Here is a 19,151-nt window from a genome sequence, read left to right on the forward strand (position 1 = left end):
CCGTCGTCGCTATGGCGTTCATCCTGCCACCGGTGCCACCGGCACGGTGCCCAGCTCGTCGAGTTCGCGCTCGCGGGCCGCCGTGGGGCCCAGCATGAGCCGCGCGAAGCGGGCGTGCGCGGCGCCGAGTCCTCGCGTCAGCAGCGCCGCGGCCACCGCGAACAGCAGACCCAGCGCCGACCACGGCAGCGCCGATCCCACCGAGTCGACGGTCACCCAGCGCAGGTGCTCGTCGTACGACGGGAAGTGCCAGACACCGTCCGGAAGGAACCGGTAGTAGATCGGCAGCGCCAGTAGCGCCAGTGAGACCGCCCAGGTCGCCACCATGATGACGAACTCGGCGATGCCCAGCGGCAACAGCAGGAACAGGTAGCCGTACTCGCGCCAGGTCGCCGAGTCGGTCAGCCGGGTCCGCCACCGGCCGCGCCACGAGCCCTCGGGCAGTGGCCTCCTCGGTGAGGGAACGAACGTGCCCAGCAACGCGTAGACCCTGGCGCGTTCCAGATGTCCTGCCGCGCGGGTGACCAGCACGGTCGCCGCGATGATCGGCAGGCCGACCCACACGATCGCGGTCGCGGTCCCCACCGCGGTCATCGTCACCAGAACGACGAACGACGCGATGCCGAGCGGGAAGCTCAGCAACAGAAAGACCAGCGATCCGCCGATCGACGGCCGTGCGGTGTCGTGGGAGTGCGCTGCGGTGGACATGGTTCGAGCCCTTTCGCCGTGGAACAGCTCCCAGCCTCGGGGAGCGTGGCGGCGGAGACAATCGTGCCTGCCGGTGACGCCGGGGTGGGGTTGCCCCCACCCCGGCGAAGCGGAGGGCGCGGGAATTATCGACTTGCCCCCCGCGTTATCCTGGATGCAACGATCGACACGAGATCGATGATCAAGGGGGTGAACGGTTTCGACTCTGGACGTTGATCCAGGGGAAGCGTGCCGGTGCAGGCAACGACCACCGAAAGCGTCGTCGCAACTAAAATAAGCGCCAAGACGAACAGTCAGCGCGACTTCGCCCTCGCCGCCTGAGCGACGGTGAAGTCTGTCGGCCCGGGTAAGCCTCCGTCCCGGTCTGCCGGCATCAGCTAGGAGGCTCACCGCCGGTCCCGGCCACGGGGACCGGTTGGGAAACTCACAGTGGCTGGGCCCGTCACACCGGCTTGTTCGCGTGACCGGTGGGGCCGAGTAGAGGCACAGCGAACTGCGCACGGAGAAGCCCTGGAAAGGCGGCAGAGGACCCGGGTTCGATTCCCGGCACCTCCACGTTGGAGGTACTACCCGCCCACGGCGCCTGAGGGTGCCGGAGTAGTACCGCGACGCGAGAACGCGAGGAAGGCCACCCGTCTCACGGGTGGCCTTCTTTTCGTTCCGGGCCCGCTGGTGCGCCTTGTCTCACTCTCCGTGTCGTGTGCGGTGGGCGGCTGTCAGGCGTCGGCATGCGGACGCGGCGACCTCCGCGAGCGGCTCGCTCAACGTCTCGTCCTCATATCGCGTGCCCCGGGTGAATGCCGCGATGACAAGCGGGCTGCCGTCGGGCGTCCAGGTGATGCCGACGTCGTTGCGGACCCCGTACCAACCCGAACCGGTCTTGTCCGCCAGCGTCCAGTTCGCCGGGACACCGGAGCCGAAGACCGGACCCGCGGTCCGGTTCGCCAGCATCCAGGTGCGGAGTCGTTTCCTTGCCGACTCGTCGAGCGCCCTGCCCAGCACCAGTGCAGCGTATGTGCGCGCGATCGCCCGCGCCGACGTCGTATCCCGTTCGTCTCCCGGCGTTCCGGTGCTCATCTCCGGCTCCCACCGGTCGACCCGCGTAACCCGGTCGCCGAGCGAGCGCGCGAAGCCGGTGACGGCCGCGGGGCCGCCGAACTCCCGCATGAGGACGTTGGCGGCGGTGTTGTCGCTCACCGTCACGGTCGCTTCCGCCAGTTGCGCGACGGTCAGGCCGTTTCGGACGGTCTGCTCGGTGACCGGAGAGTTGATCACCAGCTCGTCGGTGCTCCAGGTGAGCCTGCGATCCATGACCGACACCGGAAGATCGCGCAGGACCTGCGCCGCAAGCAGGACCTTGAACACCGAGCAGATGGGGAACCGCTCGTCCGGCCGATGCTCGAGGCTCTGCCCAGTGCGCATATTGGTCGCCAGCACACCGATGCGCCGCTCGTACGTCCGTTCCAGCTTCGCGAACTCGGCGTCCACCCGTGGTTCGCGACCCGGCCGCCACGCCGACGTGCTCTCGGCCACCGCCGTCGCAGGTAAGCCGAACGTCACGGCTCCCGCCGCCGCGCCAGCCAGCAGGGCACGCCTGCTCAGTCCATCACCGCTGTTCATCGTGGGCCTCCCGGTCCGTTCGATCCACACCGGCCGTTGGTGTCGACTCGGCCGCTGTGCGTCGACACGGTGGCAGCGCGCATGCCGCCACGTCCAAGGACGGACACGCATGGCTCCATGTCGTCACGACATACGACACGTGGCGTGGAGTAGGCGATACTGCGCAGCGTGGATCTGGTGCTCCATCTCCGAGGTTTCGTCGCCGTCGCCGAAGAACTCAGCGTCTCCGAGGCGGCGTTCCGGCTCGGTGTCGACCAGCCGCTGCTGAGCCGCCGGCTCCGTACCCTCGAACGCGAACTGGACGTCGAGTTGATCGACCGGTCGCGGCGGCGGATCGCGCTGACCCCCGATGGCGCCACGCTCCTCCCACGCGCCCGCCACCTCGTCGAGCAGGCCGATCATCTCGTACGGAGCGTCCGCGCGGCCGACACGGCTGCGGTCACACTGGCCGTTCCGCCGGAATGCGACCCGGAAGCCCTTGCTCGACTGCTGGCGCTGCTCGACGGGGCGGACATCACCGTCGAACTCACCCCGGCCCGGGCAGGTGAACAAGGCCCTGACAGTTCGTGGACGGTGGAGGCCTGCGACCCGGCCTCAGCACTCTGGGCGGTGCACCTCGGCGCCGCGGGCGAGTTCGGCCGTGAACCCAAGCCGCTGCGGCTCAGTACGCTGCGACCACGGCGGGGCGGGCCCGCTCGTCGCCTCCTCGTGCTGCCGCACGACCTGGTGCCACCCCGCGACGAACGGCTGTACGCGGCGGCCGATGCCGCGGGCCTGTCCCCGGCGCTCATGCACGCCCCGGTGCCCCACGTCGCGGTGTCCGAAGCGCTCGCCGGTCGTGCGACCCTCCTCTGCACAGCCCGGGAGGCCCGCACCCACGGCCTGTCCTGGGCGCCGCTGACCGATCCACCGCTGCGGCGTGGCTACTGCCTCGTCGAACGCGGTCCGCTGCCGTCCCCTCTCACACGAGGCCCGCTGCGGGACCACGCACTGGGTCTCATCGGGGCCGCGCTGGGCACCGCGCCGATGTCGGAGGACGCGGCATGACTACGCCGCCGATGTCCGGTGATTCGCCCGAACTACTCTCGTTGGCCGATCACATCTGGCACCGCTGGCGAAGCGTCCGGGTCCACGGTGGCTTCGTGGCACGCAACATCGACACCGGTCGGCAGCTGTGTGTCGCTCCCGACCGGCCGTGGCCACTGGCCTCGATCGCCAAGGTACCGCTCGCTCTCGTCGTCGCCGACCGCGTCGCACGGGGTGAGCTGGGCGGAGACACGGCGGTCACCCTCCAGCCGGCCGGCCGCAGCCCCGGCCCCACGGGTTTCTCCGCCTTCCGGCACCCGGCGACGTGCGCGATCGACGATCTGCTGCTCCAGATGATCACGGTCAGTGACAACGCCGCCGCGGACGCCCTGTTCGAACTCGTCCCGCCCGCCGACGTCACCTCCCGACTCCGGTACTGGGGAGTCGACGCGATCCACGTTCGCCATCCGATGCGGCTGATGTACGAGGCGGCGACACGGGTCGCGGGCCCCGATTTCACGCTCGGCCGCCGCCTCGCGGTGGAAGGTTCCCGCGCAGGTGGCGGCCACGTGATCGACTCACTCGACGTGCATCGTGCGACCGTCGGCTCGGCCGGGGCACTCGTCGAGCTGCTCTGCCGCATATGGACCGACGACGTCGCCTCTCCCGCGGCGACCGCCACCGTCCGCGACGCGATGGCGAAGCAGCCTGCCAGTCCCCGAATCGGCGCCGACCTCCAGGCCGACGACGTCGCCATCGCGGCCAAAACCGGATCGTTTCTGACGTTGCGTCACGAGATCGGCGTAGTCGAGTACGGCACCTCCAGGGTCGCGATCGCCGCGCTGACCGTCTCGGAGCGCATCGCCCGTATTCAGCAGGACGTCGATCTGGCCGTCGGCGCGGCGGCGCGGGACGCCGTGGAAGCCCTGGCCTGACGGCACCGGCAACAGGGTGTCGACAGACCAGCGCCTGGATCGCTCCGTTGGCCCGGTGACCAGGTTCACCGCCGGTAGTCCTTTCGCCTCGACGCGCGGTGGCGCGCCGTCGTTTGATCTCCCGCCGGTCCGGCAAGCCTCCCTCTGTCGATACCGCGACCGGAGAGAGGCGACGATGGATCACGACCACTTCATCGGACAGGTGCAGGCCCGTGCGCAGCTGGCGAGCCGCGGCGAAGCGGAAGGGCTGACCCGCGCCACACTGGAGACGCTCGGTGAGCGCATCCCGGAGCAGGTGGCGTCGCATCTCGCGGACCAGCTCCCGACCGAGATCGGGGAGAGCCTCCGCCGGACCATCACCCTCGAAGGGGAGGGGTCGGGGGAACGGTTCGGGCTCGACGAGTTCGTCCGCCGGGTGTCGGAGCGTGGACACCTGCCCGAACCCAACGCCGTCTACGGCTCCCGGGTCGTCCTCGAAGTCACCGGCGAGGCCACCGAAGGAGTGCTCAGCAAGGTGCGTGACTCGCTGCCCGAGGAACTGCGGCCGATCGTGGACGCGGGCAGCACGGGCGACCTGCGGAGCTGAGACCTCGCACCACCACGGGGGCGCCTGCCGCGGCGGCGGGCAGAATGCCGCGCATGGCTACCCCGCTCGAGGCCGCGCCCAGCACAGGCCGCCGCGCCGTGGACATCGCGATGCTGGCGCTCGCGGTGTTGTCCGTGGCGCTGCTGACCTACGTCACCTTCGCCACCGTGTCGCCGGAGACCGCGCAGGCGGTGTTCGTCATCGACACGGTGATCTGCGCGGTGTTCGCGGCCGAGTTCGTGTGGCGGTGGCGCATCGAGCGCTGGAACCGGCGGTTCCCGTTGCGCCACTGGTACGAGGTGCTCGGCATGATTCCGGTCGCCCACCCCGCGCTGCGGAGCCTGCGGCTGGTGCGGATCGTCGTGCTCCTGCTGCGCCTGGCCAGGACGACCGACCGGGTGTTCGGGGAGCGGGCCACGCAGCGGTTCGCCGAGCGGTTCTCCCGTCCGATCGTGGACGCCATCAAGAAGCCGGTCACGGTGGCGGTGCTCGACGAGGTGGCGAAGGTCCTCGAGACCGGGCGTTACCCGCGCAACATCGCGCGTGCCGTGGACGAGCACCGGGACCTGCTGCGCGACCTCGTGACCGAGAAGGTCAAAAGCGACCCGCAGGCCGGTGCGCTGTCGCGGCTGCCGTTTCACGACGAGGTGCTGCGGTCACTCGTGGACACCACGATCCGGGTCCTGCTCGACGTCCTCGCCGATCCGCGGACGGACGAGTTCTTCTCGGGCGCGGTGCGGGAGAACCAGGCCCAGATCCGCGCCGCTGTCGCCCAGGGCCTGCACGAGCGAGAGGTGCCCTGACATCGTGTCCGCAGTCTGCGTAGCCGTGTCCGCACCGCACGATGCGGACACGGCTACCTAACCTGCGGACACGGCTACCTAGCCTGCGGACACGGCTACCTAACCTGCGGACACGGTGGGCGGGGGGCTCAGGGCGGGTCCGAGACCTCCACGCCGGACGGGGCCAGATGCCGTTCCAGCGACGCGCGCCACGACCCGGACTCGACCATGGTGCGGATGGCGGCGTTGACGGCGTCCCTCGTCTCGTCGTCACCCTTCGGCAGGCCGATCCCGTACCGTTCGGTGGACCACCGCTGCCCCGTCAGTTCCAGCAGCTCGGGATTCCGGGCGACGTGGCCCGCGAGGATCGCCGCGTCCGTGGTCACGGCGTCGACGCGGCGGGCCAGCAGCGCCGTCACGCACTCGGACACGCGCGGGTACTCCACCAGCGTCGCCGAACGCGCGAAGCGTTCCGACATCAGGGCCGCGGAAGTCGATCCGCTCGACGAGCACAGGGTGCGGCCCGTGAGTGACTCCGGTCCCGAGAGCGGGGAAGTGCTCCGGACGAGCAGATCCTGCCCGGTCTCGAAGTACGGACCGGCGAACGACACCTCCTGCTGCCGTTCCCCGGTGATCGAGTAGGCGGCCACGATGAGGTCGACGGTGCCGTCGCGCAGTGCGTCCTCACGTTCGGCGGCCACCGTCTCCTTCCAGGTGATGCCGTCCTCGGCGACCCCGAGCTCGGCCGCCACGAAGCGCGCCACGTCGGCGTCGAAGCCGACGATCCGGCCGTCGACGGTCTGCTCGGAAAGGCCGGGATGGTCGAGCCGGATGCCGATGGTCAACGATCCGGTGTCACCCGCTCGGGCGGCAACTGACCCCGATGTGGCGTCCGTGGCCGAGCACCCGGCAAGCATCACACCCGCTGCTGCCACGCTGACCAGGCATCTCAGCCTTCGCATCGCCACTGCCTCTCACCGTTCTCACAGCTGCGCTCGTTAGCCTAGACGGTGTGCTCCCCTCACGTGGACGGTTGCTCGACGTCGTCGGCCTGCTCACCAGGCTGGGGCTGGCCGCGATCTGGCTGATCTCGGGAGGGATCAAGCTGGCCGACCCCGGCCAGACCTACCTCGCGGTGCAGGCCTACGACGTGCTGCCCGGCGAGTTCGTCGGCGTCGTGGCCACGCTGCTGCCGCTGGTGGAGGTGGTACTGGGACTGCTGTTGCTGGCCGGCGCCTTCACGCGGTGGGCCGCGGTGGCGTCGGCGGTGGTGCTGGTGGTGTTCATCGCCGGGGTGGCGCAGTCGTGGGCGAGGGGGCTCACGATCGACTGTGGCTGCTTCGGCGGCGGCGGGCAGGTCGAGCCGGGACAGACGGCCTATCCGGAGGAACTGGCGCGGGACCTCGGGTTCCTCGCTCTGGCGGCCTGGCTGCTCGTTCGGCCGGGCACGCCGCTGGCGGTCGATCGCTGGTTCCGGCGGGGCCGGACGGGCAGCGGCCCGGAAACGACCGAACGCAACGACGAGAAGAGGAAGGACGCCAGTGGGCGGAGCGGAGCGGACGGCGAAGAAGCGGCGTCAGCAGGAGTTGGCGGCCAAGTCTGACGGTGCCAAGGCGGTCGCCAAGGCGCGGGGCGGCGGCGACACCAAGCGGACCGCCGCGATCGTCGCCACGGTCGTGATCATCGTCGGCATCGTGATCGGCGGCCTGGTGTGGACCAACGCGAGCAAGAACGCCACCGAGGGGCAGGCCATTCCGCCGGAGTCGGTGGCGGCCGAGCTGCCCGAAGCGAGGGACGGTGCCGTGGTCGTCGTCGGTGAGGAGTCGGCCCCCATCACCGTCGACGTGTACGCCGACTTCCTGTGCCCGGTGTGCGCGACGTTCGAGCAGCAGTACGGCGAACAGCTGAAGGAGCAGGTCGAGCAGGGCACCGTGCGGCTGCGCCAGCACATGCTGCCGATGCTCGACGAGCGCTCCGACCCGCCGGGCTACTCGCTGGACGCGGCGAACGCGGCCCTGCTCGCCGCCGACGCGGGCAAGTTCACCGCCTTCCACGACAGCCTGTTCGCGAGCCAGCCGGAGGAGGGCAAGCGCGCCTACGACGACGAGCAGCTCATCCAGCTCGGCCGTGATGTCGGCATCACCGGCGACGCGTTCGCCGAAGGGGTCCGGTCCGGCACCTACGACGATCTGCTCCAGCGGGAGATGCAGCGGGTCGCCGACGACACGAGCCTGCATCGCGACTTCGGGGACGGCAACGTCGGGTTCGGTACGCCCACGGTGGTGGCGGACGGTGAGATGGTGGACCTCGCCGACGAGGCATGGCTGGACAAACTGGTCGCCTCGCAGCAGGGTTGACGACGCCCGCCCAGCGGAACCGTGGTCGGCCGGGCCGCGTCACAGTCGTGAAGGAGGGTGACGTGGACGGCACACCACACGCGGGCTTCCGGGTCGAGGACGGCGCGTACGAGCACTACGCCCGGGGCATCGACCCGGCGGGCGACGACGTGCGCCAGGCGGGGCAGCGGCACATCGCACCGAACGTCGAGCTGGCGGGCGACGGGTTCTCCACCATGGGATCGGAGGCCGGTCTCGCGGGCGCGTACGCGGCGCGCATGCGCGGCATCCAGGAACGGCTGGACAGGCTGGGCGGAGGCTGGCGGAGTATGGCCGACGCCGCCCGCCGCACGAGCCACAACTACGACGTGGTCGAGGCCGAGCAGCAGGCCACCCTCGACCGGCTGGGCAGGGAGCTCGGATGACGGAGGCGCCGGACACGGCGGAACTCACCCGGGCCGCGCTGGATGTGCCCGACCAGTTCGCGCGCCGGATGCGCACCGATGACGCGGCGATGGACTCCGCACGCGGTGGTCAGTCGGCGCTGCGAACCTCGCTGGACGAGGTGCGGGGTGCGGCCAGTTCGCAGCGGGCTTTGCTGGCGGAGCGGTCCTCGGGCAACGCCACGGACAACGCCGTCGGTACCGCTCGGTCGCTCGACGACGAGGTGCAGGCGCTGCTCGACGAGAGCATGGAGATCGAGGACGCGGTGGCCGAGGCCGCCGAGGCCCTGAAGGTCGGCCAGGTCGACAACGACCGCGTCCGCGAGGAGATCATTCAGGAGATCGGCAGGACCATGAAGGCCGTCGCGGCGGCGCGGCAGACGCCGCCCGTCCCGGAGGGCGGCCAGGCGGCCGTGCGGGAACTGATGGTGGGTCTGCAACGAAAGATCGCCGATCTCACGGGGGAGTCGGCGGACATCAGTGACCGCACGCTGAGCACGCTCACCGGCATCGCGGGCTCGCTCGGCCGGGACAGCGGCTCCACCAGCGCGAGTGCTGCCGGCACCGAGGTCGCCTCGTCGTTCAACGCGCAGGGCGCGGGTGGCGGTGGTGGTGCGGGCAGTGGTGGTGGCGGCGGCGCCGTCAGCGCTGGTGGCGGTGGCGCGGTGACGAAGCCGCGGCTGCCGGTCGCGATCCCGCCGCAGCCCGGCACCGGGGTGAAGGTCAACCTGCCGGACGGCTCGACGGTCGAGGCGCCGAACGAGACCGCGGCCAAGGCGGTCCGCGCCGCGATATCCCAGCTCGGTGTGCCCTACGTGTGGGGCGGTACCTCCCGGGGTGTGGGGCTCGACTGCAGTGGGTTGACCATGACGTCCTACGGTGAGGCCGGGCTCGACATTCCGAGGCTCGCGCAGGAGCAGACGGTGGGGGCGGAAGTGCCCTCGCAGGACCAGCTCCTGCCGGGCGATCTCGTGGTGTGGTCGGGGCACGTCGCGATGGTGGTGGGCGACGGTCAGATGATCGAGGCGGGCGATCCCGTGCAGATCGGGCCCATCCGCACCACCAACGCCGGCCAGTCGTTCGTCGGCTTTTACCGGCCCACCGGATAGGGGGACGTGGTGGAAACGGATGCGGACCGGGACGCGGCCCGGATCGGCGACCAGGTGCGCCAGACCTCCGACCGTGCGGCGCGGCAGTTCTCCCGGCTCGGGGGTGTCGCTGGGAAGGCCGAGTCGGGCGACGGCGCCATCCGCGTCGAGGTGGCGCCGGGCGGGCTGCTCACCGATGTGCGGCTGACCCACGCGGCACTGCGTTCGGGCACGGATGCGCTGGCGCAGCAGATCATGACGCTGGCCGACACCGCGCGGCGGCGGGCGGGCGACCGGATGTACCGCGCGCTGTCTCCGGTACTCGGTCCGGACGGCGACGCCACGCTGGCTTCGCTCGGTTACGAGCCGTTGCCGGACACCGACGTCGACGACGAGGGCTACTCGCCCGTGCTCGGGGGGCGGTGACGGATGGTCGAGCGGACGCCGGTCGGCGGCGGGAGCACCCGGGAGCTGATCGCGCAGGCACGCGAGCGGCGGGACGCGCTGGAGTCGGTCGAGGCGCTGATGGCCTCGGCCACGGGCACCGCGCACGACGTGGACAACACGATCGAGCTGACCGTGGACGCACGCGGAGCGCTCCTGCGGCTGTGGCTCGCCCCGTCCGCGGCGAGCTGGGGGCCGGACCGGCTCGGTTCGCTGCTGGTCGAGGTGGCGCGCGTGGCCCAGCGGGAAGCGGTGCAGGCCAGCTACAACCTGGTGGCGTTGCGGCTCGGCGAGCAGGCGACCTACCTGATCGAGCAGCTTTCCGGCATGCCCGCGCCCGCCAGGAACCCCGACGACGACCCGGGGATCACGGTGGAGGAGTTCCAGCGCAGGCGAGCGGAGCGGCTGCGCGAGACGCGACGCCGTGGCCACGACGGCCCCGCGCCGGCGGCGGAGGGTAGTGTCGAAGAGGACGAGCTGGCGACGTTCGACCCGGCCACGCTGCGCTCCGACCGGTGAGCCACCCCCCGTGCGTGAGCGTTGAGCGGGACGGTATAGTCGTCAGCACAACAGCACGGGGCTATGGCGCAGCTGGTAGCGCACCTCACTGGCAGTGAGGGGGTCAGGGGTTCGAGTCCCCTTAGCTCCACAGTTTTCATGATCGCCCGGCCTGTGTGTTGACGCAGGTCGGGCGTTTTTTTGTATACCATCTTCGCGATCCACGACTGCACTCCCTCAAGTGCCGGTTGCACCCCAACGAATCGCACCTCAGCGCGGCCCGGGGAGGCGTGCGCCACCTTTCTTGACTGCCTAGTCCAGATCGGGCAGAGTTATGGACGTTACAGTCAACAACTCAGGGAGGTGGGCGGCGTGGCCGTCCTGACGGGCAAGGTCGCAGTGGTCACCGGCGGCAGTAGCGGTATCGGACTCGCGATCGCGCGGGCATTCCGCGACGAGGGTGCGACGGTGTTCATCACCGGCCGTCGTCAGGAAACGCTCGACACGGCAGTCGCCGAGCTCGGCGAGAATGTGACCGCCGTGGTCTGCGACTCTGCCGTGCCCGCCGATCTCGACGCTCTCTACGAAACTGTCCGCGAGCAGGCCGGGCACGTCGACGTCCTGGTCGCCAACGCCGGTATCGGCATCGATGCCGCCTTTGGCGAAGTCACCGAGGAGCAGGTCGACGCCCTGTTCGCCACCAACGTCAAGGGAACCGTCTTCACTGTCCAAAAAGCATTGCCGCTGCTTCGCTCAGGGGCATCCATCATCCTGACCGGCTCGACCGCCGCGACACGCCCTGAAAAAGGGCTCGAGATCTACGCCGCGACCAAGGCCGCCGTGCACAACCTGGCCCGCGGCTGGGCCCACAGCTCGCGCCAGTACGGTTTCCGCGTCAACGTGCTCGCGCCTGGCATGGTCCCCACCCCGGGCCTGCTCGATCTCGTTCCCTCGGAGGTTCGGGAGCAGGCCAAGGAGATGATCCCGCTGGGTCGGCACGGCGCACCTGAGGAGATCGCTGCGGCCGCCACCTTCCTGGCCTCGGACGCCTCAAGCTACGTCAACGGCTCCGTGCTGGCCGCCGACGGCGGCGTCGCGCAGGTCTGATGCCCTGCACCCCTTTCGGATGCCTGGTTCCATCGGGGGATGCCCGCCCAGGGTGGCTTCCTCGGTGAGCTGCACCAAGGTCGGGCTGGTGTGGGAGGGCTCGCCTCGCACACCAGCCCACGCAGTGCGGGCCAGTGCGCTCGGAGCTGCCGGTCCAGCCGGCACTGCTCAACGTCCCTGCGAGGGCAGCAGTCGCTCCAGGGCGGACTCGGCCACGGAGGCGAGCGTGTCGACGTCCATCCCCGTCCGTCCGAGCGCGACTACTCCGAGCTGGGCGGCGAGAACCGCACAGGCGATCTGGTTGGCATCCGCATCGGGATCCACGTCGCCTTCCCGCTGCGCTCGCTCGATCGCCTCCGCCAGGACCTTGGCGGTCGCGTCGTAGCTACGTCGGGCCTCGGCCGCGACATCCGGCATTCTCGCTGCCAGCTCGGCTGTGCTGTTGGCCAAGAGGCATCCGCGCCGGGCGGATGTTCCGGTGGAATCACAGCTCGGACCTCGCACGAACTCGCGCACGAGGTCGATGCCCCGCGGTACGGACGCTAGCCGCTCGCGGAGCATTCGATCGTTGGCGTCGTTGTACTCGCGCAGCACCCGCAGGAACAAGTTGTGCTTGTCGCCGAAAGCTCCGTACAGGCTGCCCTTGCCCAGCCCGCTGACGCGCATGAGATCGTCCACCGAGGTTGCCGCGTAGCCCTTGTCCCAGAACTCCTGGCGGAGCGCCGCGACGACATGATCCTCGTCGAACTCCCGGGGTCGTGGCACGCCACGATGATACGGGTTCTTGACCAATTAGGCCAGAACTCGCTGGCCTGCGGACCAAGAGTGCCCGGGATCGCCCGATGGTCAGCGTGCGAGCGTGCTCGCGGCCAGCTCGCGCCAGTCCGCCCGCGCGCCCTCTTCGGTCGCTTCGGTGAACCGCGTCTCACCGAGGCGGTGTCGCACGATCCGCTCGATGCGGGTGACATCGGGCTGGGCACGGTTCGGCAGCCCGCCGACCCTGGCGCTCGCCGCGAGCAGGCGAGCGGCCCGCTCGTGCTGTCCGGAGCGCAGCGCCAGGTCCGCGATCCCGGTCAGCGCCTGCGCGATCTGCAGCGGGTGTCCCGCGTCGGCCGCCGCCTCGAAGGCCGCGAGCCGGTGTTCGCGAGCCTGGTCGAGGTCGGTGGCGAGGTAGCCGAGCAGGTCGTGTGTCGTCGCGCGGATGTTCGCCCGCTCGGCGTCCTCGCCCAGCATCGCCGTCGCGACGTCGAGTTGCCTTCGTACCTGCTCCGCGTCGCCGTTCCAGCGCGCGAGCTCCGCGGACGACAGCGCGAGCTCGGCGAGCGCGTTGGGCCAGGCCACCGCGCGCGCGTGCCGCTGGACCTCGGCCGTGGCGGCGGCACTCGACTCCGCATCGCCGCCGAGCCAGTACAGCTGCGCCTGCCGCGAGCGCATCCGCGCGACGTCCTCGGTGGCGCCGAGGACGGTGACGACCGCGATCGCCTGCTCGTAATGCTCGCAGGCGGTGGTGAACTCGCCGCGCATGGCGAGGCGATCGGCCAGCTCGCTCTGCGCGAACGCGATGCCCCACCGCTCGCCGATCGCGCGGAACTCGGTCAGCGCCTGTTCGAGGTAGGCGTCGGCATCGTGGCCACCGTGGCCCAGCATGACCCGCATCTTGCCGAGCTGGATCCTCGCGACCGCCCGTACCCAGGGGTCCTCGTCGGCGGTCAACGGTTCGAACGCGGTCAGCGAGGCGTCGGGCCCGTGCAGCAGGCGTTCCAGCGCGGGGGCGAACCGCAGCGCGACGTGCCGGCCGCCCACCCGGCGGCTGACCTCGCACGCCCTGCGAATCCACTCCTCCGCCCTGCGCTCGTCGCTCTGCTGCCCGGAGCTCACGAACTGGATCAGAAATGCGTAGACCACTCCACGGATCTCGTCGGCCACCTCGCCGGGCAGGGCGATCGCCGAAAGGAGCAGTTCGTTGCCCTCCGCCCGGTGCCCGCCGAGCCACCAGTACCAGCTGGCGACGGCCGCGAGCCGCATCGCCGGGCCCGCCTCGCCCGCCGCGAGTGCGCCGCGCATCGCGGCGGCGATGTTGTCGTGCTCGGCTTCGAGCACGGCGAGCCATTCCAGTTGCCCGGCGCGGCGAAGGTGCGGCTCGGCCGTCTCGCAGAGTTCGGTGAAGTGGTCCCGATGTGCGCGGCGCACCGCCTCCGTCTCGCCGGCGTCGGCAAGCCGCGCCTGGGCGTACTCCCGGATGGTGCCGAGCATCCGGTAGCGCGGCGCGCCGTCGCCTCCGGCGATCACTAGCGATTTCTCGGTCAACGCGCTCAGCAGTTCGAAGACCTCCGCTTCGGCCGGGGCGTCACCCGCGCCCGCGCAGACTTTCGCGACCGCGTCCAGGCTCGCCCCACCGGCGAACACCGAGAGCCTGCGCAATACCCGTTGTTCGGCGCCGGAGAGCAGTTCCCAGCTCCAGTCGATCACCGCGCGCAACGTCCGGTGCCGGGGCAGCGCGGTACGGCTGCCTCCGGTCAGCAGGCGGAACCGGTCGTCGAGCCGGTTGGCGAGCTGGTCGAGGGACATGGTCCGTAACCGGGCGGCGGCGAGTTCGATGCCCAGCGGCATGCCGTCCAGCGCACGGCAGACACGCAGCAAGGTCGACGACGTCGTCGCGTCGGCGGGGAGGTCCGTGCGCACCGCGCCGGCCCGGTCGCGCAGCAGCCGGACGGCGGGCGCGGACTCGATCTCGCCGGAGCCCGCGCCGTCCGCAGGCAGTCCCAGGGCGGTGACCTGCCACAGCGCCTCACCCGTGATGCCGAGCGGTTCCCTGCTCGTCGCGAGAATCCGCAGTCGCCGGCACTGTCCCAGCAGCCGATGAGCGAAGGTCGCGACCGACTCGATCACATGCTCACAGTTGTCGAGGACCAGCAGCATCGCCCGCTCGCGCAGCGCGGTGACGACCCGTGCCGTCGGCTCGGGGAAGCCGTGGTCGGCCGACTGCCCGACCAGGGAATCCCGCAGTCCCAGGGCCGCCAGCGTCGCCTGCGCCACGTCACCGTCGGCTCCGAGGGCCGCGAGTTCGACCAGCCAGACACCGCCGTCCGGCACGTCGAGGACCGTGCGCGCGCTCTCCGTGGCCAGCCTCGTCTTTCCGGAGCCGCCCGGTCCGACGAGCGTGGTGAGCCGGTGCGCGGTGATGAGTTCGCGCACGGCGGCGACGTCGGTGTCCCTGCCGACGAAGCTGGTCAGCTCGGCGCGGAGGTTGGTTCTCCGCTCCTCCGGCCGCCGCGTCAGCTCACCCCGCAGCAGCGCGACGTGTACCGCGGACAGCTCCGGTGACGGGGCCACGCCCAGCTCGTCGGCCAGGGCCCGCCTGGCCCGCTCGTACACGTGCAGTGCTTCGGTGTCGCGGCCGGTCAGGACGAGAGCTCGCATCAGCGCGGTGACGAGCCGTTCCCGGAGCGGGTGCGTGGCGACGAGGTCGGTCAGCTCGGCCACCAGCTCGGCGCCGTGGCCGAGGCGCAACTCCGTGTCGAACCGTTCCTCCAGCGCGGTCAGGCGTAGTTCCTCGAGCCGGGTTGCCGCCGCCGCGAGAGCCGCGCTGTCCGGTAGCCCGATGCCCCGCAGAGCCGGGCCGCGCCACAGCGTGAGCGCCTCGCGCAGCCGCTGTGGCCCGTCGTCGCGGGCCGTGCCGAGCAGGCGTTCGAACCGCAGCGCGTCGATGGCGTCGGAGTCCACGCGCAGCCGGTAGCCGTCCGTCCCTCCCTCGATCAGCCCCGCCGGCAGCAGTTTGCGCAACCGGAAGACCAGGCGCTGCAACGCGTTCACCGCGTCGGCGGGCGGGTGCTCACCCCAGATGCAGTCGATGAGCGTCGCCTTCGGGACCACGTGACCGGAGTGGAGGGCGAGTGCGGCCACCAGTCCGCGCAGCCTGGCGCCCGGCACGTCGACCACGGTGCCGTCGTCCGCCCGAAGCTCGAAGGGTCCCAGAAGCCCGATCCGCACCGGGCCGAGTCTGCCATGACGCCGGTCCCGCACCGGCCGCCTCGGGCGGAGCCCGTGTCAGAGCGGGAGCAGAGCAGTGTCAGGCCCGTGTCAGTGCCGTCGGCGAACGTGGTCCGCACCGCCACGAAAGGAACCCGATGAGCGAAGCGCTGATTCCGCACGGCCTGCCCACGGAACGGGACGCCGGCCCGTTCGACCCACCGCAGGCGATCACCCGGCTGCGCGAGGCCCGCCCGGTCAGCCCGCTGCGCTTTCCGGACGGGCACGACGGCTGGCTGGTCACCGGCTACGACGCGGTCCGGCAGCTCATGGCCGACACCCGGTTCAGCTCCCGCCAGGACATCGGCGTCCTGCATGTGCCGTACGAGACCCCGGGCATGCCCGTGGCCACCGAGCCGTCCCCGCCGGTGCCGGGCCTGTTCATCGCCATGGACCCGCCGGAGCACACCCGGCTGCGCCGGAAGCTCACCGGCGCCTTCACCGTCAAACGGATGCGCGGGCTCGAAGAGCGCGTCGTCGACATCACCGAGCGGCGGCTGGACGCGTTGGCGCGGTTGTCACCGCCGGTTGACCTCGTCGGCGAGTTCGCGCTGCCGGTGCCGTCGCTGGTGATCTGCGAACTGCTGGGTGTGCCCTACGAGGATCGGGACAGCTTTCAGGTCAACTCGGCCAGGTTCCTGGTCAGGGACCAGTCGCTGGACGAGAAGATGGCCGCCTACGGCGCCATGACCACCTATCTTGCGGAGCTGGTCACCCGCAAGCGCGCGGAGCCGGGCGAGGACGTGTTGTCCGACCTGGCCGGGCACGACGACCTCACCGTCGAGGAGCTGACCGGCGCCGCGTTCCTGCTGCTGCTCGCGGGCCACGAGACCACGGCCAATCTGCTGGCGCTCGGAACCTTCGCGCTGCTGGAACATCCCGAGCAGTGGGCCGAGCTGTGTGGCGACCCGGACCTGCTGCCCGGGGCGGTGGAGGAACTTCTCCGCTTTCTCTCGGTGACCGACATCGTCTACCGCTATGCCACCGAGGACGTCGAACTCGCGGGGGAGACGATCGCCGCAGGCTCGACCGTCGTGGTCTCGCTGCTGGCGGCCAACCGTGACCCGAAGCGGTTTGAGCGGGCCGGAGAACTGGACATTCACCGCGGCGCTCGCGGCCACCTGACCTTCGGTCACGGCTTTCACCAGTGCCTCGGCCAGCAACTGGCGCGCATCGAGCTACGAGCCGGGTTCGGGGCGCTGACGCGACGTCTGCCCGGACTCAGGCTCGCCGTCCCCGCCGACGAGGTCGCGCTCAAGACGGACATGAACATCTACGGGGTCCACGCACTGCCGGTCACCTGGTCGGGTACGGCCGTGCGGTGACAGTGGTGGTGACGGGCCGCGCGAAGGCCACAGCGGCACCGCGTCACCGGAGGAACGTAGCGCGGATGCCTCGCCGTTCAGTGCGGGGAGGAAGCGCATCCGATTCGCGTACGACGTGCCCGGCGGTGACCTACACGGCCGGCCGGGTCTGCTGCTCGATGTACTGACGCACCACCGAGATCGGCGCGCCACCGACCGACCCGGCGAAGTATGACCCGGACCAGAGGCGCATGCCTTTCCAGTAGGCGAACCGCAGGTCCGCTGGGCGGAAGTGGGCCAAGCGTGTCGTCCGTGACCACGACGCGGTGGCCGTCGAGGACTTCCGGCCGAAGTTCCTCGCGAAGACCGCGATGGCCCGCAAGGCAGCCGACGCAGCAATAGGCGCGACCAAGACAAACGCGGTCAGGCTGCCTGAGTCAGCAATCTCCCGCCCTCAGGCAGGAGAGGATTCAAAGCCAGTCGTGTTCCCTCGCGTAGCGGGCCGCTTCGTGGCGGGTCCGGGTCTGGGTCTTCTGCATGGCGTTGGAGAGGTAGTTGCGCACGGTGCCCTCCGCGAGGTGCAGGCGCCGTGCGATCTCGGCGACGGAGTAGCCGTCCCCGGTCACGCGCAGGACGTCGACCTCCCGGTCGGTGAGCGGGCAGTCATCGACGACCGCCAGGGCCGAGACGTCGGGGTCGATCCAGCGCTTTCCCCCGTGCAGGGTGCCGATGACCGAGGTGATGTGTGCCGGTTCGGCGGATTTGCTGACGAAGCCCTGGACGCCGAGCCTGAGTGCCTTGCGCAGCACGCCGGGCCGGGCGTGGCGGGTCAGCATCAGGATCACCTGGTCCGGCCGCACACGCCGGATGGCCGAGACGGCGCCGAGCCCGTCCACTCCGGGCATCTCCAGGTCGATGACGAGGACGTCGGGCTGGTGGCGCAGGGTGGCCTCGATCGCGGTGTCGCCGTCGTGGGCCTCGGCGAGCACGGTGATGTCGCCCTCCAGCGGCAGCAGCGACGCCAGTGCCTTGCGCAGCAGGGCCTCGTCGTCGGCCAGTACAACGGTCGTCATCGAACCTCCTGTACTCCGGGCTGCGGCAGCGTCGCGGCCGTCACGAACCTGCCGTCCCGCTGCTCGACGGTCAACTGCCCGCCGTCAGCGGCGACCCGTTCCTCCAGCGCGGCGAGCCCCCGCAGCTCGGGAGGTGGGCTGGTGCGCGCCCCGTCGTTGACGATGGTGATGCCGGAGGCCGCGAGAGTGATCTCCACCCGGGTGGCTTCGGCATGCCGCAGGATGTTGGTCGTCGTCTCCCGCAGCACCTGGCCGAGCAGTTCTCCCGCCCGGGTGTCGACCTCGGCCTCGCGCACCACACGCACGCGGATGCCCGCGGCCTCGAACAGGTTCTTGGCGTTCTCCAGCTCCGCCGAGAGATTGAGGCGCCGCTGGGCGTAGGCCAGCTCCTTGGTCTGGGTGATGGTGTCGCCGACCAGAGCGTGAATCTCGCGCAGCTCCTCCTGAGCCCGGGCGGCGTCGGTGTGGACCAGCTTCTGGGCCAGTGCGATCTTCAGCTTCACGACGTGGAGCGTGTGCCCCTGGATGTCGTGCAGGTCGCTGGCGAAGCGCATGCGCTCGCGCATGACCGCCAGCTCCGCCTCTCGCTCCCGGGACTGCTCCAGTTCCGCGACGACGTCGTAGAACCGCTTGTTGGGAAACATCAGCCCCATCAGGACGGCGGTGAGCCCGCCGGGCACGATCGCGTACTCGAACACCGTGCTGAAGAGGTCGTCGTCCGACACCAACAGTCGCATCGCGCCCACCACAGTGACGAAACCGACCAGCGCGACGGACCCGGCGATGCGGTGACGGGACAGCTGGGGGACGGCGAGCGTGCCGGCGACCAGCAGCCCGAAGAACGCCATCCCGGCGCCCGCCACCAGCGCCCCGTAGATCCACACCCCGGCGGCCACGAGCACGCACGGGAGCGCGACGCGCGATATGTCGCCCGCCGCCCAGCGCACGAACGCCACCAGGGCCGCCACCAGACCCAGGCTCAGGACCAGCGCGTCGGTCCAGGTGCGGGAACCGAGCGCCACGACCACCACGCCGCCCAGGGCGAGCGGGGGAAGCTGGGTGGTGAGATTGATCTGACGCAGGCGTCCCTGCGTCGCGTCGCTGAACTCCCACTTCGCCAGCGTCGGTGCCCTGAGCCGTTTCACCGGCCTGGATGTCATGTGTTCTCCGGA

At 70.6% G+C, this 19,151-nt stretch carries 20 protein-coding genes, 1 tRNA gene and 1 other RNA gene; 14 read left to right on the forward strand and 8 right to left on the reverse strand.

Annotated elements, in window-relative coordinates; genetic code table 11:
- Window positions 1-18 precede the first annotated feature (18 nt).
- Window positions 19-708, reverse strand: a complete 690-nt coding sequence (locus FFT09_RS19655) for a sensor domain-containing protein (RefSeq protein ID WP_081193928.1) — start codon at window positions 706-708, stop codon at window positions 19-21.
- A 185-nt stretch (window positions 709-893) separates the two neighbouring features.
- Here FFT09_RS19655 and ssrA point away from each other — a divergent pair.
- Window positions 894-1,266: a transfer-messenger RNA gene (gene ssrA, locus FFT09_RS19660) on the forward strand.
- 126 nt (window positions 1,267-1,392) lie between these two features.
- Here ssrA and bla read toward each other — a convergent pair.
- A complete protein-coding gene (gene bla / locus FFT09_RS19665; protein WP_167305409.1) occupies window positions 1,393-2,328 on the reverse strand; it encodes a class A beta-lactamase in 936 nt (311 codons plus the stop codon).
- A gap of 168 nt (window positions 2,329-2,496) precedes the next feature.
- Here bla and FFT09_RS19670 point away from each other — a divergent pair, with 168 nt between their 5' ends.
- The 4 genes from FFT09_RS19670 (at window position 2,497) to FFT09_RS19685 (ending at window position 5,678) form a co-directional block, all read left to right on the forward strand.
- Window positions 2,497-3,375 carry a LysR family transcriptional regulator gene (locus tag FFT09_RS19670; protein ID WP_167305410.1) on the forward strand — a complete coding sequence of 293 codons (879 nt, stop codon included), beginning with the start codon at window positions 2,497-2,499 and terminating at the stop codon, window positions 3,373-3,375.
- 95 nt (window positions 3,376-3,470) lie between these two features.
- Entirely contained in the window at window positions 3,471-4,289 is an 819-nt protein-coding gene (locus FFT09_RS19675) for a serine hydrolase (RefSeq protein ID WP_244231428.1), read from the forward strand.
- Between the two features lie 175 nt (window positions 4,290-4,464).
- Window positions 4,465-4,875, forward strand: a complete 411-nt coding sequence (locus tag FFT09_RS19680) for a DUF2267 domain-containing protein (protein WP_081193930.1) — start codon at window positions 4,465-4,467, stop codon at window positions 4,873-4,875.
- A gap of 53 nt (window positions 4,876-4,928) precedes the next feature.
- The gene (locus tag FFT09_RS19685; protein ID WP_138383610.1) at window positions 4,929-5,678 is read left to right on the forward strand and encodes an ion transporter; all 750 of its coding nucleotides are present in this window, start codon (window positions 4,929-4,931) and stop codon (window positions 5,676-5,678) included.
- 128 nt (window positions 5,679-5,806) lie between these two features.
- On the opposite strand, the gene FFT09_RS19690 is transcribed toward FFT09_RS19685, so the two are convergent.
- Window positions 5,807-6,619, reverse strand: coding sequence for a glutamate ABC transporter substrate-binding protein (locus FFT09_RS19690; protein ID WP_138383611.1), 813 nt, complete (start codon window positions 6,617-6,619; stop codon window positions 5,807-5,809).
- 50 nt (window positions 6,620-6,669) lie between these two features.
- On the opposite strand from FFT09_RS19690, the gene FFT09_RS19695 reads away from it, so the two are divergent.
- The 8 genes from FFT09_RS19695 to FFT09_RS19730 all read left to right on the forward strand — a co-directional run bounded on the left by FFT09_RS19695 (window position 6,670) and on the right by FFT09_RS19730 (window position 11,573).
- Window positions 6,670-7,260, forward strand: coding sequence for a MauE/DoxX family redox-associated membrane protein (locus FFT09_RS19695; protein WP_138383612.1), 591 nt, complete (start codon window positions 6,670-6,672; stop codon window positions 7,258-7,260).
- Window positions 7,199-8,014: a DsbA family protein gene (locus tag FFT09_RS19700; RefSeq protein ID WP_138383613.1), complete on the forward strand. Its 816-nt coding sequence runs from the start codon at window positions 7,199-7,201 to the stop codon at window positions 8,012-8,014. Before FFT09_RS19695 ends, FFT09_RS19700 begins: the two co-directional genes overlap by 62 nt.
- 62 nt (window positions 8,015-8,076) lie before the next feature.
- Window positions 8,077-8,418, forward strand: coding sequence for a hypothetical protein (locus FFT09_RS19705; RefSeq protein WP_024876845.1), 342 nt, complete (start codon window positions 8,077-8,079; stop codon window positions 8,416-8,418).
- Complete coding sequence (locus FFT09_RS19710; RefSeq protein ID WP_024876844.1) at window positions 8,415-9,545, forward strand: C40 family peptidase; 1,131 nt, start codon at window positions 8,415-8,417, stop codon at window positions 9,543-9,545. The genes FFT09_RS19705 and FFT09_RS19710 overlap by 4 nt, the downstream gene beginning before the upstream one ends.
- 9 nt (window positions 9,546-9,554) lie before the next feature.
- Entirely contained in the window at window positions 9,555-9,950 is a 396-nt protein-coding gene (locus FFT09_RS19715) for a YbaB/EbfC family nucleoid-associated protein (protein WP_138383614.1), read from the forward strand.
- A 3-nt stretch (window positions 9,951-9,953) separates the two neighbouring features.
- Window positions 9,954-10,487: a hypothetical protein gene (locus tag FFT09_RS19720; RefSeq protein WP_024876842.1), complete on the forward strand. Its 534-nt coding sequence runs from the start codon at window positions 9,954-9,956 to the stop codon at window positions 10,485-10,487.
- A gap of 57 nt (window positions 10,488-10,544) precedes the next feature.
- Window positions 10,545-10,617, forward strand: a tRNA-Ala gene (locus FFT09_RS19725).
- 221 nt (window positions 10,618-10,838) lie between these two features.
- Window positions 10,839-11,573 (forward strand): SDR family NAD(P)-dependent oxidoreductase, encoded by a 735-nt coding sequence (locus tag FFT09_RS19730; protein ID WP_138383615.1) that lies wholly within the window; start codon window positions 10,839-10,841, stop codon window positions 11,571-11,573.
- Window positions 11,574-11,741: 168 nt separating this feature from the next.
- On the opposite strand, the gene FFT09_RS19735 is transcribed toward FFT09_RS19730, so the two are convergent.
- Together FFT09_RS19735 and FFT09_RS19740 are read right to left on the reverse strand one after the other, a co-directional pair.
- The gene (locus FFT09_RS19735) at window positions 11,742-12,338 is read right to left on the reverse strand and encodes a TetR/AcrR family transcriptional regulator (RefSeq protein ID WP_138383616.1); all 597 of its coding nucleotides are present in this window, start codon (window positions 12,336-12,338) and stop codon (window positions 11,742-11,744) included.
- Window positions 12,339-12,419: 81 nt separating this feature from the next.
- Window positions 12,420-15,563 carry an ATP-binding protein gene (locus FFT09_RS19740; RefSeq protein ID WP_138383617.1) on the reverse strand — a complete coding sequence of 1,048 codons (3,144 nt, stop codon included), beginning with the start codon at window positions 15,561-15,563 and terminating at the stop codon, window positions 12,420-12,422.
- Window positions 15,564-15,700: 137 nt separating this feature from the next.
- On the opposite strand from FFT09_RS19740, the gene FFT09_RS19745 reads away from it, so the two are divergent.
- Window positions 15,701-16,927 (forward strand): cytochrome P450, encoded by a 1,227-nt coding sequence (locus tag FFT09_RS19745; RefSeq protein ID WP_138383618.1) that lies wholly within the window; start codon window positions 15,701-15,703, stop codon window positions 16,925-16,927.
- 130 nt (window positions 16,928-17,057) lie between these two features.
- Here FFT09_RS19745 and FFT09_RS23545 read toward each other — a convergent pair whose 3' ends face one another.
- From FFT09_RS23545 to FFT09_RS19765, 3 genes are all read right to left on the reverse strand, one after another.
- The gene (locus FFT09_RS23545; protein ID WP_420852704.1) at window positions 17,058-17,207 is read right to left on the reverse strand and encodes a transposase; all 150 of its coding nucleotides are present in this window, start codon (window positions 17,205-17,207) and stop codon (window positions 17,058-17,060) included.
- Between the two features lie 169 nt (window positions 17,208-17,376).
- A complete protein-coding gene (locus FFT09_RS19760; RefSeq protein WP_138383619.1) occupies window positions 17,377-17,979 on the reverse strand; it encodes a response regulator transcription factor in 603 nt (200 codons plus the stop codon).
- Entirely contained in the window at window positions 17,976-19,139 is a 1,164-nt protein-coding gene (locus FFT09_RS19765; protein WP_138383620.1) for a sensor histidine kinase, read from the reverse strand. Before FFT09_RS19765 ends, FFT09_RS19760 begins: the two co-directional genes overlap by 4 nt.
- Window positions 19,140-19,151: the final 12 nt, after the last annotated feature.

Source organism: Saccharomonospora piscinae (assembly GCF_005862235.1).
In the GTDB taxonomy this organism is placed as follows: domain Bacteria; phylum Actinomycetota; class Actinomycetes; order Mycobacteriales; family Pseudonocardiaceae; genus Saccharomonospora; species Saccharomonospora piscinae.

What these genes read in the sequence shown, in the direction of transcription:
- FFT09_RS19655 (WP_081193928.1), bottom strand. Translation starts at nt 708, where the DNA reads ATGTCCACCGCAGCGCACTCCCACGACACCGCACGGCCGTCGATCGGC.
- bla (WP_167305409.1), bottom strand. Translation starts at nt 2,328, where the DNA reads ATGAACAGCGGTGATGGACTGAGCAGGCGTGCCCTGCTGGCTGGCGCG.
- FFT09_RS19680 (WP_081193930.1), top strand. Translation starts at nt 4,465, where the DNA reads ATGGATCACGACCACTTCATCGGACAGGTGCAGGCCCGTGCGCAGCTG.
- FFT09_RS19685 (WP_138383610.1), top strand. Translation starts at nt 4,929, where the DNA reads ATGGCTACCCCGCTCGAGGCCGCGCCCAGCACAGGCCGCCGCGCCGTG.
- FFT09_RS19690 (WP_138383611.1), bottom strand. Translation starts at nt 6,619, where the DNA reads ATGCGAAGGCTGAGATGCCTGGTCAGCGTGGCAGCAGCGGGTGTGATG.
- FFT09_RS19710 (WP_024876844.1), top strand. Translation starts at nt 8,415, where the DNA reads ATGACGGAGGCGCCGGACACGGCGGAACTCACCCGGGCCGCGCTGGAT.
- FFT09_RS19720 (WP_024876842.1), top strand. Translation starts at nt 9,954, where the DNA reads ATGGTCGAGCGGACGCCGGTCGGCGGCGGGAGCACCCGGGAGCTGATC.
- FFT09_RS19745 (WP_138383618.1), top strand. Translation starts at nt 15,701, where the DNA reads ATGAGCGAAGCGCTGATTCCGCACGGCCTGCCCACGGAACGGGACGCC.
- FFT09_RS19760 (WP_138383619.1), bottom strand. Translation starts at nt 17,979, where the DNA reads ATGACGACCGTTGTACTGGCCGACGACGAGGCCCTGCTGCGCAAGGCA.
- FFT09_RS19765 (WP_138383620.1), bottom strand. Translation starts at nt 19,139, where the DNA reads ATGACATCCAGGCCGGTGAAACGGCTCAGGGCACCGACGCTGGCGAAG.